Source organism: Paraburkholderia xenovorans LB400, assembly GCF_000013645.1.
In the GTDB taxonomy this organism is placed as follows: domain Bacteria; phylum Pseudomonadota; class Gammaproteobacteria; order Burkholderiales; family Burkholderiaceae; genus Paraburkholderia; species Paraburkholderia xenovorans.
Genome location: NC_007951.1, coordinates 2,325,783 through 2,339,122 on the forward strand (window position 1 = coordinate 2,325,783; position 13,340 = coordinate 2,339,122).

Annotated in this window: 12 protein-coding genes; 10 read left to right on the forward strand and 2 right to left on the reverse strand. The window is 64.7% G+C overall.

Features of this window, described 5'->3' with window-relative positions:
• Positions 1 to 2: 2 nt before the first annotated feature.
• The 6 genes from BXE_RS10415 (at position 3) to BXE_RS47865 (ending at position 5,051) form a co-directional block, all read left to right on the forward strand.
• Entirely contained in the window at positions 3 to 953 is a 951-nt protein-coding gene (locus tag BXE_RS10415; protein WP_011488265.1) for a sugar kinase, read from the forward strand.
• A 66-nt stretch (positions 954 to 1,019) separates the two neighbouring features.
• On the forward strand, positions 1,020 to 2,204 hold the full coding sequence (bktB, locus tag BXE_RS10420) for a beta-ketothiolase BktB (RefSeq protein WP_011488266.1): 1,185 nt from the start codon (positions 1,020 to 1,022) through the stop codon (positions 2,202 to 2,204).
• A 55-nt stretch (positions 2,205 to 2,259) separates the two neighbouring features.
• Positions 2,260 to 2,898 (forward strand): hypothetical protein, encoded by a 639-nt coding sequence (locus BXE_RS10425; RefSeq protein WP_038456213.1) that lies wholly within the window; start codon positions 2,260 to 2,262, stop codon positions 2,896 to 2,898.
• 138 nt (positions 2,899 to 3,036) lie between these two features.
• Positions 3,037 to 4,221, forward strand: a complete 1,185-nt coding sequence (locus BXE_RS10430; RefSeq protein ID WP_011488268.1) for a cystathionine beta-lyase — start codon at positions 3,037 to 3,039, stop codon at positions 4,219 to 4,221.
• 199 nt (positions 4,222 to 4,420) lie between these two features.
• Positions 4,421 to 4,870, forward strand: coding sequence for a hypothetical protein (locus BXE_RS10435; RefSeq protein WP_011488269.1), 450 nt, complete (start codon positions 4,421 to 4,423; stop codon positions 4,868 to 4,870).
• Positions 4,871 to 4,919: 49 nt separating this feature from the next.
• On the forward strand, positions 4,920 to 5,051 hold the full coding sequence (locus BXE_RS47865) for a hypothetical protein (protein ID WP_267886358.1): 132 nt from the start codon (positions 4,920 to 4,922) through the stop codon (positions 5,049 to 5,051).
• 84 nt (positions 5,052 to 5,135) lie between these two features.
• Here BXE_RS47865 and serB read toward each other — a convergent pair whose 3' ends face one another.
• Positions 5,136 to 5,975, reverse strand: a complete 840-nt coding sequence (serB, locus tag BXE_RS10440; RefSeq protein ID WP_011488270.1) for a phosphoserine phosphatase SerB — start codon at positions 5,973 to 5,975, stop codon at positions 5,136 to 5,138.
• A gap of 297 nt (positions 5,976 to 6,272) precedes the next feature.
• On the opposite strand from serB, the gene BXE_RS10445 reads away from it, so the two are divergent.
• The 4 genes from BXE_RS10445 to BXE_RS10460 all read left to right on the forward strand — a co-directional run bounded on the left by BXE_RS10445 (position 6,273) and on the right by BXE_RS10460 (position 12,090).
• Positions 6,273 to 7,526 carry a cytochrome P450 gene (locus BXE_RS10445; protein WP_011488271.1) on the forward strand — a complete coding sequence of 418 codons (1,254 nt, stop codon included), beginning with the start codon at positions 6,273 to 6,275 and terminating at the stop codon, positions 7,524 to 7,526.
• 132 nt (positions 7,527 to 7,658) lie between these two features.
• On the forward strand, positions 7,659 to 8,666 hold the full coding sequence (locus tag BXE_RS10450; RefSeq protein ID WP_011488272.1) for a Ku protein: 1,008 nt from the start codon (positions 7,659 to 7,661) through the stop codon (positions 8,664 to 8,666).
• Positions 8,667 to 8,708: 42 nt separating this feature from the next.
• Positions 8,709 to 11,714, forward strand: coding sequence for a DNA ligase D (gene ligD, locus BXE_RS10455; RefSeq protein ID WP_011488273.1), 3,006 nt, complete (start codon positions 8,709 to 8,711; stop codon positions 11,712 to 11,714).
• Positions 11,715 to 11,757: 43 nt separating this feature from the next.
• Positions 11,758 to 12,090, forward strand: coding sequence for a hypothetical protein (locus tag BXE_RS10460; protein WP_011488274.1), 333 nt, complete (start codon positions 11,758 to 11,760; stop codon positions 12,088 to 12,090).
• Between the two features lie 163 nt (positions 12,091 to 12,253).
• Here BXE_RS10460 and BXE_RS10465 read toward each other — a convergent pair whose 3' ends face one another.
• Entirely contained in the window at positions 12,254 to 13,207 is a 954-nt protein-coding gene (locus tag BXE_RS10465; protein ID WP_011488275.1) for a LysR family transcriptional regulator, read from the reverse strand.
• Positions 13,208 to 13,340 lie beyond the last annotated feature (133 nt).

Here is a 13,340-nt window from a genome sequence, read left to right on the forward strand (position 1 = left end):
CAATGGCGGCGAGCATGAGCGCAACGCCGGAGGTCCAGCGTCCGGACATCCTCGCGCTCGGCGAGGCGATGATCGAATTCAACCAGTCGGTCAAAGACGAGCCGAACTATCTGCAAGGCTTCGGCGGCGATACGTCGAATTTTTGCATCGCGGCCGCCCGCCAGGGCGCGCGCACGGGTTTTGTGTCCGCGGTCGGCGCGGATCATTTCGGGCGTTTGCTGGTCGATCTGTGGGAACGTGAACAGGTGGATACGTCGCTCGTACGTGTCGATCCGCATGCGTCCACCGGCGTTTATTTCGTGTCCCACGGTCCCGAAGGCCACGCGTTCGACTATCTGCGCGCCGGCTCGGCCGCAAGCCGCTATGCGCCGCAAGATCTGCCGCTCGAAGCGATCGCCGCTGCCAGGGTGATTCACCTGTCCGGCATCAGCCTCGCGATCAGCCTGAGCGCCTGCGACGCGGCGCTGGCGGCGATCGCTCATGCTCGCGCCAACGGCGTGCGCGTGAGCTTCGACACCAATCTCCGGCTGAAGCTGTGGCCGCTCGCCCGGGCGCGCGCGGTCATGCTCGAAGCGATTCGCCAGACGGACATCTGCCTGCCGAGCTGGGACGATGTCACCGAACTCACGGGTCTGACCGGCCGTGACGAGATCGTCGATTTCCTGCTGTCGCACGGTCCGGGCGTGGTCGCGCTCAAGCTCGGCAAACAGGGCTCGTATATCGCCACGCCTAACGAGCGGCGCGTCGTGCCGGGCCAGCTCGTCGACGCGGTCGATGCAACCGGCGCGGGCGACTGCTTCGGCGGCGCGTTTATCGCGCGTATCGTCGCGGGTGACGATCCATTTGCGGCGGCACGTTATGCGAACGTCGCGGCGGCGCTGTCCACGCAGGGTTATGGCGCGGTGGCGCCGATTCCTTCGCGCGAGACGGTCGAACAACTTCTGGCGGACTGAACACGCGCGGTGATGCGCGGCCCGCCGGGGAAAAATCATCTTGAGAGACGGAACAGGGAGGCAGCGATGCAACGGGACGTAGTGGTGGTAAGCGGCGTGCGCACGGCAATCGGCACTTTCGGCGGCAGTCTGAAAGATATTCCGCCGACCGATCTCGGCGCACGCGTGGTCCGTGAAGCGCTGGCGCGCGCCAGTGTGTCGGGCGACGAAGTCGGCCACGTGGTGTTCGGCAACGTCGTGCATACGGAACCGAAAGACATGTATCTGGCGCGAGTCGCCGCGATCAACGGCGGCGTCGCGCAACACGTGCCGGCCTTGACCGTCAACCGCCTGTGCGGCTCCGGCCTGCAGGCGATCGTCTCGGCCGCGCAAAGCGTGCTGCTTGGCGACGCCGACATCGCCATCGGCGGCGGCGCGGAGAACATGAGCCGCGCACCGTACTCCATGCCTGCCGCGCGCTTCGGTCAGCGCATGGGCGACGCGCGCCTCGTCGACATGATGGTCGGCGCGCTGAACGACCCGTTCCAGTCGATCCACATGGGTGTGACCGCGGAGAACGTCGCGCGCAAGTACGATATCTCGCGTGAAACGCAGGACGCACTCGCGCTCGAATCGCATCGCCGCGCGGCCAACGCGATCACGAGCGGATACTTCAACGAACAGATCCTGCCTATCACGATCCCGTCGAAGAAAGGCGACATCGTGTTCGACACGGACGAGCATGCGCGCATGAGCGCGTCGGCTGAAGATTTCTCCAGGCTGAAGCCCGTGTTCGCGAAAGAAAACGGCACGGTGACGGCCGGCAACGCCTCGGGCATCAACGACGCCGCCGCGGCCGTCGTGCTGATGGAGCGCGGCATCGCCGAACAGCGTGGCATCAAACCGCTGGCGCGGCTGGTCTCGTACGCGCATGCGGGCGTCGATCCCGCGTACATGGGCATCGGCCCGGTGCCGGCCACCCGCAAGGCGCTCGAACGGGCCGGACTGACGATCGCCGACCTCGACGTGATCGAGGCGAACGAAGCGTTCGCCGCGCAGGCCTGCGCGGTCAGCAAGGAACTGGGCTTCGATCCCGCCAAGGTCAATCCGAACGGCTCAGGCATTTCGCTTGGCCACCCGATCGGCGCGACCGGTGCGCTCATCACCGTCAAGGCGCTGTATGAGCTGCAGCGGGTCGGCGGCCGCTACGCGCTGGTCACGATGTGCATCGGCGGCGGCCAGGGTATCGCGGCGATCTTCGAGCGGATCTGAAGCGCTCACGTAGCAGGCAGTATCGAGTCAGTATCGGGCAATGAGGAAGGAACGGATGCGGGAACTGAAAGCGATGATAGGTGCGAGGCTTCGGCGCGGTTGGGCGGTAGCGACCGTTGCCGCAGTGCTGTGCGCGGGCGCGGCGGTGGTGATGCCCGCGCAGGCTTGGGCGGAAAGCGACGCAGTAAAGGAGTTGGCGGCACCCCCGCCGATCCAGTTGCCGCTCAAGCCCAGTGCCGAATTCGCGAAGTTTCCGCGCTACGCCGGCATGCTGGGCTCGCGCCAGATCGTGCTGAAGCTCGGTCCGAAATCCGACGACCCGGCCGGCGTGCATGGCGAGTATCAGTACTCGGACACGGGCGAAGTGATCCTGATTGCGGGCGACCGCGACGGCGATACGCTCGAAGTCGAGGAATCGAACGACGGTACCCATATCACCGGCAACTGGGTCGGCAAATTCGCAGCGGACGGCTCGGTGGCGGGCGACCGCATGAACGTCGACGATTCCGACCCGCAGCCGTTCGACCTGAAGCCGCTGGCGGCCGAGCAGCCGGTGCCGCCGCCCGGCGCGCCGGCAAGCACGGCAAGCACGGCAAGCACGGCTGCGGCCCAGCCTTCCGCTGGGGCCGCCACCGCTCCGGCTTCAGGCGGCCACGCCGTGGGCGGCGTCAGCAATCTGCAAACCGGCGAATGACCCCGTAGCCGCGCGGGTCCGCGCGGCTCGCGCCGTCTCATGAGCGCAATCCGACCGGCTCGGCTACTCTTGCGAATGCGGCGCGCGGCCTGAATCTGCGTCCCCTCCGTTTTCGTCCGCTTTTCACCGACACTCACCATGACCCAATCCAAACTCAAACGCGATCTGCAAACCCGTATCGTGCGTGCCGAGGACCAGCTCACGCCGGGCTTCGAGTCGTTCTCGATGCCGGTCACGCGCGCTTCGACGGTCGTGTTCCCCGATCTCGCGACCATGCGCGCGCTCGACTGGAAAAACGACGCGCAATGGCGCTACGGCCTGCATGCCACGCCGACTTCGCTCGCGCTGGCGCAGCGTCTGGCCACCATCGAAGGCGGCAATCATGCGTTGTTGCAGCCGTCGGGGTTGTCGTCGATTTCGAACGTGTATTTCGGCCTCGTCAAGGCGGGCGACGACGTGCTGATTCCCGATAACGTCTATTCGCCGAACCGCGATCACGGCGACTGGCTGGCGCGCGACTTCGGCGTCTCCGTGCGCTATTACAATCCGATGATCGGCGCGGGCATTGCCGATCTGATCCGGCCGAATACGCGTCTCATCTGGCTCGAAGCACCCGGCTCGGTGACGATGGAAGTGGCCGACGTGCCCGCCATTACCGCGGTCGCGCGCGCGCACAACGTCGTCACGGCAATCGACAATACGTGGTCCGCGGGGCTCGGTTTCCGTCCATTCGATCATGGCGTCGATATCTCGGTGCAGGCGTTGACCAAGTATCAGTCGGGCGGCGGCGACGTGCTGATGGGCGCGACCATTACCGTCGATCGCGAACTGCATCTGAAGCTGAAGGCGGCGCGCATGCGCATGGGCATCGGCGTCTCGTCGGACGACTGCTCGCTGATTCTGCGCAGCCTGCCGACCATGCAACTGCGCTTCGAGCAGCATGACCGCGCGGCGCTCGGATTGGCCAGGTGGTTGAAGACGCGGCCGGAAATTGCCACCGTGTTGCACCCGGCGCTGCCGGATTGTCCGGGCCATGAGTTTTTCGAGCGTGATTTCACGGGCGCGGGCGGGCTCTTTTCCGTCGTGTTCGACGGCCGTTACAGCCCGGCGCAAATCGACACGTTCTGCGAGTCGCTCGAACTGTTCTCGCTCGGCTGGAGCTGGGGCGGCGCGCACAGCCTCGCAATGCCGTACGACGTCGCGTCGATGCGCACGGCGGGGCAGTGGCCGCATCGCGGCACGTTGGTGCGGTTCTATATCGGTCTCGAAACCGAGGCGGATTTGCGTGCGGATATCGAGCAGTCGCTGGCGGCGCTGGGCTGAAAAGTCCGGGCGACGTTTTTCCGCATGCGTAGGATGAGCAAGTCCATTGGGACACGTTTCCAATGGGCTTTTTTCCTGTCTACGGTGTTTGCGAGGATAGCGAGTCAACCTGACCATTCGGCCGAATGGTCGACCTGAGGTTCCGACGCTACGATGGTGTGCATTCCGGCTAACGGTTGCCGCACTATGGTGAGCCTCAATGAATCTTTTCTTCTGGATGTTGCTGAATCTCGGCGTGCCGATCATCGGCCCGATCTTTACGCTAACCCTTGTCGCGCCTGCGCACGGTTGGCGCGTGGCGAAGGCGTTGATTGCCGGCTCGGTGAAAGACGGCCAACTGTTCTGGTGTGCGATCGGGCTGTTAGCGGCGGCGGTTTATGAGGTGCTGACGGCGCTGGAGCGGGGCCGTGGTGAAGCGTCGGTTCTGGCGTACTGGGTGGTTGGGTTGTGCGTGATGGCATTTGCCTGTTCTAGCCTCGTGATGTCGGGGCTCGTCAATCCACATTCCGGGCGGGCAAGGGCGGGAGCACCGCGGCGAACCGGATCACTTGCTGATGGGAGCTTTTCGCCCGCGGAAATAGTCTTGTCGATTTTCTTCACGATGATCGCAGCAGCTTTCCTGGCATTCCTACATGTACAGCTAACGTAGATTTATTGGATAGTGCAGCATTTATACTGGTCCTCTCAAGGAGGCAATCATGAAAAAATTCTCGTTGTGGCTAGTGTCAGAAAAAATCTACCCGCGCTTTTTGATGTGGACTGCTATCGTCGTAAGCCTTGATGCGATCAGCATGATGGTGGTGTTCACAACAGACATTCTGAAAAAATAGAGCCACTGCCAGCGCCGGTCAGCGCGTCGGCCATTGCATCGGCCAGCGCATCAAACCGGCGTTGGAACACGCATCCAACCGGCATCAGAACAGCCGCAGCAACCCGTCCAGCCCGACATGGTTGAACGCCACGCTGGCCGCTTCGCGCACCACCGGCTTCGCACGGAACGCAACGGAGAGACCGGCTTCGGCCATCATCTTCAGATCGTTCGAGCCATCGCCCATTGCGATTGCGCGTCGCGGCTCAATGCCCAATTGCGCGCATGTTTCGAGCAGCGTGCGTGCTTTGACATCAGCGTTGACGATCTCGCCGATCACTTTGCCGGTCAGTTTGCCGTCCACGATTTCAAGCGTGTTCGCGCGCGTGAAATCGAGGCCGAGACGCGCCCTCAGCTTTTCGGTGAAGAACGTGAATCCGCCCGACACCAGCAGCGTTTTCAATCCGGCCGCCTTCGCGCCGGCCAGCATCTGCTCGGCGCCCGGCGAGAGTCGTAGCCGCTCTTCATATACACGTTCGAGCGCGCTTGCGTCGAGCCCTGCGAGCAGCGCCACGCGCCGTGTCAGGCTCTCGTTGAAGTCCTTGATCTCGCCGCGCATCGCGGCCTCGGTGATCGCCGACACTTCCGCTTTCAGTCCGCAAAAGTCGGCAATTTCGTCGATGCATTCAATCGTGATCAGCGTCGAGTCCATGTCCATTGCGACCAGCCCGAAGTCACGCAACTGGCGGCCGGCTTCAACAAACGCGTAGTCCAGTTGATGGGTGCCGCAATAGACGTCGAGGTCGGCGCGCTGGGCGACGCTTGCATCGGCAATCCGGATCGCGTTGGCGTCGATGACGCTGGCGTGCGAACCGCGCGCCAGCGCAACGAGCGTTTTGTGATGGTCGGCGGAAAGGGGCGCGGGGCTTTGAATGACGAGGTTCATGGACGTCGACGCAGTGACACGGTAGAGGGCGGACGCGCGGCGCGCGCGGCAAATCCCGCTATTGTAACGGTTCGCCGCTTTGCCTCGCCTCGCGCGATCCGCGCCAAACGCTGCTGCGCACGGCATCCGGCATGGCGCCGTGCAATCCTTCGGCGCGCGGTTCATACTGACGAATCGAACGACGCCTCGCAGCCACCGCGCACACCAACGGTCGCATGCACGCCTTCGCGGCGTGCAAAGTCCGGCACCCGAACGCAGCGGCACCCTCGACGAGGCGCACCACTACGGAGACACCGCATGACCCCGGCGACCGCCAGCGACGCATCCACTCTTGCGCGCGACTTCGATCTGCGCCACCTGAATCCCGCTTTCCATGCCGATCCCTATCCGGTCTATCACGCGTTGCGCGCGCACGAGCCGGTCAAGCGCATGCCTGACGGCTCGCTGTTTCTGACGCGGTTTCGCGACGTGCAGGCGGTCTATCGCGATCCGAAAACCTTCAGCTCCGACAAGACGGTCGAATTCAAGCCGAAATATGGCGACTCGCCGCTCTACGCGCATCACACCACAAGTCTGGTCTTCAACGACCCGCCACGCCATACGCGCGTGCGCAAGCTGATCGCCGGCGCGCTGACGGCGCGCGCCATCGCGGCGATGGAGCCGGGACTGGTACGCCTCGTCGACGGCTTGCTCGATGCGGCCGCCGCACGCGGCCGCATCGATCTGATCGACGAGTTCGCGTCGGCCATTCCGGTCGAGGTCATCGGCAATCTGCTGGATGTGCCGCACACGGAGCGCGCGCCGTTGCGTGACTGGTCGCTTGCGATACTCGGCGCGCTCGAGCCGTCGCTCAGCGAGGCGCAGCTCGAACGGGGCAATCGCGCGGTGAGCGAATTCATCGACTATCTGCGCGATCTGGTTGCGCGGCGCCGCCGCGAGCCGGGCGATCCGCAGCACGACGTCCTGACGCGTTTGATCCAGGGCGAAGCGGGCGGCGAGCAATTGTCCGAAGCGGAGTTGCTGCAGAACTGCATCTTCATTCTGAACGCCGGACATGAGACGACCACGAATCTGATCGGCAACGGACTCGTCACGCTGACGCAATGGCCGGAACAGCGCGCGGCGTTGCTGCACGAACCGTCGCTGATCGAATCGGCGGTGGAGGAATGCTTGCGTTTCGAGAGTTCGAACCAGCTCGGCAACCGCATGGCAACCGTGGACACGGAGATCGGCGGCGTGGCGGTCGCGCGCGGCACGCCGGTCACGCTATGCATCGGCGCGGCCAATCGCGACCCGGAGCAGTTCGCGGATCCGGATCGCTTCGATATCCGCCGTGATCCGAACCGGCATCTTGCATTCGGCTTCGGCATTCATCAGTGCGCCGGGTTGTCGCTCGCGCGGCTCGAAGCGCGCATTGCGATTGGCCGCTTCGTCCAGCGCTTTCCGGCGTATCGCGTGAACGGCGAGCCGACGCGCGGCGGCCGAGTGCGGTTTCGAGGCTTTGCCGCGGTGCCGGTCGAGCTCGAACCGGCAGGACGCCGAACGGCGTAGCTTTTGCCGGCCTGACGCAAGACTTACAGCCCGGGAGCGAGGCCGCCCTGACGCAGCACGCGCCAGCCGTGGCCGAAAGGCCGTGGCACGCTTGCTGCTTCGCTTCAGGTCCTGGGCCCAAGGGAGCGCACGATGGCACACATGATCTGGAAGGGCGCAATCAGCTTCGGCCTCGTTCACGTGCCGGTGCAGTTATATCCGGCGACGCAATCGGAGAAGGTCGGCTTCAATCTGCTGGACAAACGCACGATCGACCCGGTCGGCTACAAGCAGATCAACAAGCGTACCGGCAAGGACGTGACGCGCGACAACATCGTGCGCGGCTTCGAGTACGAAAAGGACAAGTACGTCGTGCTCTCGGACGACGAGATCCGCGCGGCGAACCCCGAGTCGACGCAAACGGTCGATATCCTCGCGTTCGTCGATGCGCTGGACATTTCGTTTCTCTATCTCGACACGCCATATTTCCTCACGCCCGACCGCAAGGGCGAAAAGGTCTACGCGCTGCTGCGCGAAGCCATGAAGGCGTCGGGCAAGATCGGCGTGGCGAGTGTCGTGCTGCACAACAAGCAGCATCTCGCGGCGTTGATTCCGGTCGGTCCGGTGCTGGCATTGAACACGTTGCGCTGGGCCGCGGAAGTGCGCGACTTCGACGAATTCAAGCTGCCGCCCGAGGGCATGAAAGCCGCGGGGGTGTCCGCGCGCGAACTCGACATGGCGAAGAAGCTGATCGACGACATGAGCGACAAGTGGGATCCGTCGCAGTATCACGACACTTTCCGCGACGACATCATGGCGCTGGTCGATCGCAAGATTCGCGCGGGCAAGACCGAGGAGATCACCGAAGTCGAAGCGCCGCACGAGTCGCGTCAATCCGCTGACATTCTCGATCTGTCCGATCTGCTCAAACGCAGCCTGGGACGCGGCAAGGGCAAGCCGGCGGCGGGCGGCCGCAAGCGCGCTGCCGACGACGAAGACGACGCCGAAACCGCGGCGCCGGCCCGCAAGAAACCACGCGCTCCGCGCACCACGAGCACCGCCGCGAATACGACAACGCGTAGCCGCAGCAGCGCGGGCGGCCGTGCGAGTGCGAAGACTGCCTCGACGCCTGCGGCCCGCAAACGCCGCGCGGCGGCCTGACCGCCGGCCCGTGCCTGAGCCGCCTGCGACGACGCCATCGCCATGAACGACAGACTCGACACCTACAACCGCAAACGCCGCTTCGACGACACGCCGGAACCTGCGGGCACGCGCACGAGTCGCAAGCAGGGCGGCCGGAAGACGGCCGGGCAGGCGTCCCCGGAGGCGCTGTCGTACGTGATTCAGGAGCACGACGCGCGTCGTTTGCACTACGACTTCCGGCTCGAACTGAACGGCACGCTCCTGTCCTGGGCGGTGCCGAAAGGGCCGAGCCTCGACCCGTCAGTAAAGCGGCTGGCGGTGCATGTCGAAGACCATCCGGTCGAATACGGTTCGTTCGAAGGCGAAATTCCGCTGGGCAATTACGGCGCGGGCAGTGTGATCGTGTGGGATCGCGGCACATGGGAGCCGCTCGGCGGCGCGGCCGAGGCGGCGCGCGCTTACGCGGCCGGCAAGCTCAAGTTCCAGTTGCACGGCGAGAAGCTGCACGGCGGCTGGACGCTGGTGCGCAGCCATATGCGCGGCAGCGGCGACAAGGAACAGTGGCTGCTCATCAAGGAACGCGACGACGAAGCGCGCGACGAAAGCAAGTACGACATTCTGAAGAAGCGTCCGGGCAGCGTGCTCGCCGATAGCGCTGCGGCAGTCAAAGGCGCAAAAACTGCAAAGACGGCGGCCGCGAAGAGCACAGCAAAAACTGCAAGCAAAGCGGCCGTGGCCACGGCCACGAAAGCCACTGCGGATCCTGACTCGGCGTCGCTCGCAAAACGAACCGGCAGGAACGGCGCGCAGAAAGCTTCATCCAGCCGCGCGGACCCGAAGCGACCCGACATCGTCGCCACGCGCAGCGCGCAATCGCTGCGCGACCTCGCCGCTTCGCCGTCGATCGAGGGCGCGGTGCCGGCACGCTTGCCCGCGACCTTCAAGCCGCAACTGGCGACGCTCGTCGACGGCGCGCCTCCCGGCAATGAATGGTCGTACGAAATCAAGTTCGACGGCTATCGTGTGCTGGTCCGAATCGATAGGGCGACCAAGGGAAGCGCGGTCAAGGTGCTCACCCGCGCCGGCAACGACTGGACCGCGAAGTTCAGCAAACAGGTCAAGGCGTTCGAACAACTCGACATCGAAAGTGCATGGCTCGACGGCGAGGCCGTCGTGCTGAACCAGAACGGCGTGCCGAATTTTCAGGCGCTGCAAAACGCGTTCGATTCGAACCGCCCGCAAGACATTGTGATTTACCTGTTCGACATACCGTTTCTGAACGGCTACGACTTGCGCGGCGTGCCGCTCGAACAACGCCGCGCGATTCTGCGCGCGTTGCTCGAAGACGCCGACGACAGCGTGCTGCGCTTCTCGAACAATTTCGAGTTCAGCGCGGATGACCTCCTCAGGAGCGCGTGCGACATGGCGCTGGAAGGCATCATCGGCAAGCGGCGCGACAGCGGCTATATGTCGGGACGTTCGTCGGCGTGGATCAAACTGAAGTGCCGCCGACGCCAGGAGTTCGTGATAGGCGGCTACTCGGAACCGTCCGGCAGCCGCGCGGCGTTCGGTGCGCTGCTGCTCGGCGTCTATGACGGCAACGGCAAGTTGCAGTATGCAGGGCGCGTGGGCACCGGTTTCGACGCGGCGCTGCTGCGCTCGGTGAAGAAAGAACTCGATGCGCACGAGACCCGGCACATGCCGTTCGCCGCCGCGCCGCGCGAACGCAGCCGCACGCCGGTGCATTGGGTCGAACCGGTGCTGGTCGCCGAATGCAATTTCGCGGAATGGACGAGCGACGGCATCGTGCGGCAGGCGTCGTTCGTGAGTCTGCGCAGCGACAAGCCGGCGCGCCAGATCGTCAAGGAAACACCTCGACAGGGAGCCGACGTGCAACAGCAAACCGATTCTGTGTCTAACGACGCGCCGACCAAACGTGCCGCGCGCAAGACTTCCGCCAGTGCGGCGACAACGTCCGGCGAGGGGAAAACTCGCGTGGCGAAATCGAAGACTGCGGATGCGAAAGACGCCAGTACAAAGAGCCGTGGAGTAGAGGCAAGCGGTGCGAAAGGCAGCGCTGCGAAAGCCGCTGCAACCAAACCAACGGCAGCGACAGCCAAAGCAGCGAAAGCGACGAAAACCTCAGCCGCAAAAGCAAACACCACCTCAGCCCCCGGCGAAGTCGCCGGCGTCCGCGTCTCCCATCCCGACCGCGTCATCGACAGGAGCACGGGCACGCGCAAGATCGATCTCGTGCGGTACTACGAATCGGTGGCCGACTGGATGCTGCCGCATCTGCGGGACCGCCCGGTTTCGCTGGTGCGCGCCCCCGAGGACATCGACGGCGAGCTGTTTTTCCAGAAGCACAGCCAGAAGCTGTCGATTCCGAATGTCACCCAGCATCCGGGGCTCGATCCGGGGCATCCGCCGCTGATTACCGTCGATACGCTCAAGGCGCTGGTCGGCGCCGCGCAAATGGGCACCGTCGAATTTCACACGTGGAATGCCGTTGTGTCGAACATCGAAAAGCCGGACCGCATGGTGTTCGACCTCGACCCGGATGCCTCGCTGGGTTGGGAGCGCATGATCGAAGCCGCGCAATTGACGCGTTCGCTGCTCGAAGAACTCGGTCTCGCGTCGTTCTGCAAGACGAGCGGCGGCAAGGGATTTCACGTGGTCGTGCCGCTCGCGAAGCAGGCCGGCTGGGACGAAGTGAAGGACTTTTCTCAAGCCGTCGCGCAGCACATGGCGGCGACGCTGCCCAGGTACTTCAGCGCGAAGATGGGCGCGCAGAATCGCAAGCAGAAAATTTTCGTCGACTACCTGCGCAACAACCGCGGATCGAGCACGGTCGCCGCATTTTCCGCGCGCGCGCGGCCGGGCCTGGGCGTATCGGTGCCGCTGGCCTGGGACGAAGTCGCCACCACGACGGGCGGCGCTCAGTGGACCATCGAGAATCTGCACGAACGCCTCGCCGACCTGAAAAGCGACCCGTGGGCGGACTATGCGAAAACGCGCCAGCGCATTACCGCTGCCATGAAAAAACGCCTGGACGACGCGCAGTAAGCGCGCTTCAGCGACCCTGATTCAAAGCGAAAAGGAGCACATCATGAAGACCTCACCGCAATCGTCGGACGGCGACAAGCAGGCCGATCCGCACGGCAGGAAGCAACCTCGATCGCTGCAGGAGGCCGCCGCGCCGCTGCCGCATGAAACCGACCAGAACCCGGAATCGCAACACGAGGACGGCCCGCGCCATGTCGGCAAGCAGGCGCATCGCGACCTCGAACGCGGGCTGAAAGATACGGACCGGCGCGGCGGCGACGAGTATCAGCAAAAGACGCAGAACGATGCCCATACCGACGTCAATTCGGACGGCAAGGCACCCGGCGGTAAAACATCCGGCGGCAAAACATCCGGCAGCGGGCGCGGCAAGCACTGACGGCGCGGCGGCACGGGCGCGCCATGTGAGCCCGGTCTTGCCCGCTTCGCCGGCTGGGCCCGGGCCGCCGCCACCGTGACCCCGGCCCGCCACCGTGACCCCGGCCCGCCGCCAAGACCCCGGCCCGCCGCCAAGACCCCGGCCCGCCGCCGGCGCATCGGCTTCAACCCGGCTCGCCGTCCCAGTAAGGTGGGTCGCCGAAATGGGCGGCGAGGAAGTCGATAAAGGCGAGCGTCTTCGGCGGCACGAACGAACGGCTCGGATACACCGCCCAGATTGCCACCCGTTCGGCGAGCGGGTAGCTGTCCAGCACGCTGACCAGCTCGCCGCTGCGCAGAAACGGCGCGACATCCCACGTCGATTTGAGCGCGATACCGAAACCGGCGAGCAGGGCGTCGCGGATCACTTCGCCGTTATCCGTGACGAGGCGTCCGCTCACACGTACCTCGATCGGCCCGGCGGGTGTCACGAAAGCCCAGTCGCGCTGGTCCGACAGGATCATGCACTCGTGCTGCGCGAGATCCGAAGGATGATGCGGCGTGCCGCGTTCGGCAAGATAAGCGGGCGCCGCGCACAGCACCCGCCGGTTCACCGCGAGGCGCCGCGCCACCAGCGACGAATCCTTCAGCACGCCGACCCGGATCGCCACGTCGATACCCGCATCGACGAGATCGATCACCTGATCGGTCAGGCGCAGATCGACGCTCACGCCGGGATAGCGGCGCAGAAACTCGCTGATCACCGGCGAGACGTGCTGCCGCCCGAACGACGAGGGCATCGAAACGCGCAAGCGGCCCTGCGGCTCGGCCTGTGCCCGGCCGACCGAGGCGCGCGCGGCGGCGGCCGCGTCGAGCAGGGCTTCGGCGCGCGTCATGAAGACTTCACCGTCCTGCGTGAGGCTGATGCGGCGGGTGGTTCGGTGCAGCAAACGCGCGCCGAGCAGCTTTTCCAGCTGCGCGATGCGCGAACTGGCCACCGCCGCCGACAAGCCGAATTCGCGCCCGGCCGCCGATACGTTGGCGAGCAGGGCGGCCCGCACGAACAGGGCGACGTCGAGCAGATCGAGCCGCTCCCGCTCGCCGGACGAAACACGGGTGGATTGCGCAGGAAGATTCATTCCATTCTTCTGAAATTCAAAAAGATGTTTCAGTCATTATCGCGGTTTTATAAGAATAAGAACCGTCTTACGATACCGCCACCGGGATCGCCAGGTATCGCGATCCTCCAACCGCATGTGAACGAACAGGAGC

Coding starts and splice junctions, on each gene's coding strand:
- bktB (WP_011488266.1), top strand. CDS start 1,020: ATGCAACGGGACGTAGTGGTGGTAAGCGGCGTGCGCACGGCAATCGGC.
- BXE_RS10425 (WP_038456213.1), top strand. CDS start 2,260: ATGCGGGAACTGAAAGCGATGATAGGTGCGAGGCTTCGGCGCGGTTGG.
- BXE_RS10450 (WP_011488272.1), top strand. CDS start 7,659: ATGGCACACATGATCTGGAAGGGCGCAATCAGCTTCGGCCTCGTTCAC.
- BXE_RS10465 (WP_011488275.1), bottom strand. CDS start 13,207: ATGAATCTTCCTGCGCAATCCACCCGTGTTTCGTCCGGCGAGCGGGAG.
- BXE_RS10445 (WP_011488271.1), top strand. CDS start 6,273: ATGACCCCGGCGACCGCCAGCGACGCATCCACTCTTGCGCGCGACTTC.
- ligD (WP_011488273.1), top strand. CDS start 8,709: ATGAACGACAGACTCGACACCTACAACCGCAAACGCCGCTTCGACGAC.
- BXE_RS10435 (WP_011488269.1), top strand. CDS start 4,421: ATGAATCTTTTCTTCTGGATGTTGCTGAATCTCGGCGTGCCGATCATC.
- BXE_RS10460 (WP_011488274.1), top strand. CDS start 11,758: ATGAAGACCTCACCGCAATCGTCGGACGGCGACAAGCAGGCCGATCCG.
- serB (WP_011488270.1), bottom strand. CDS start 5,975: ATGAACCTCGTCATTCAAAGCCCCGCGCCCCTTTCCGCCGACCATCAC.
- BXE_RS10430 (WP_011488268.1), top strand. CDS start 3,037: ATGACCCAATCCAAACTCAAACGCGATCTGCAAACCCGTATCGTGCGT.
- BXE_RS10415 (WP_011488265.1), top strand. CDS start 3: ATGGCGGCGAGCATGAGCGCAACGCCGGAGGTCCAGCGTCCGGACATC.
- BXE_RS47865 (WP_267886358.1), top strand. CDS start 4,920: ATGAAAAAATTCTCGTTGTGGCTAGTGTCAGAAAAAATCTACCCGCGC.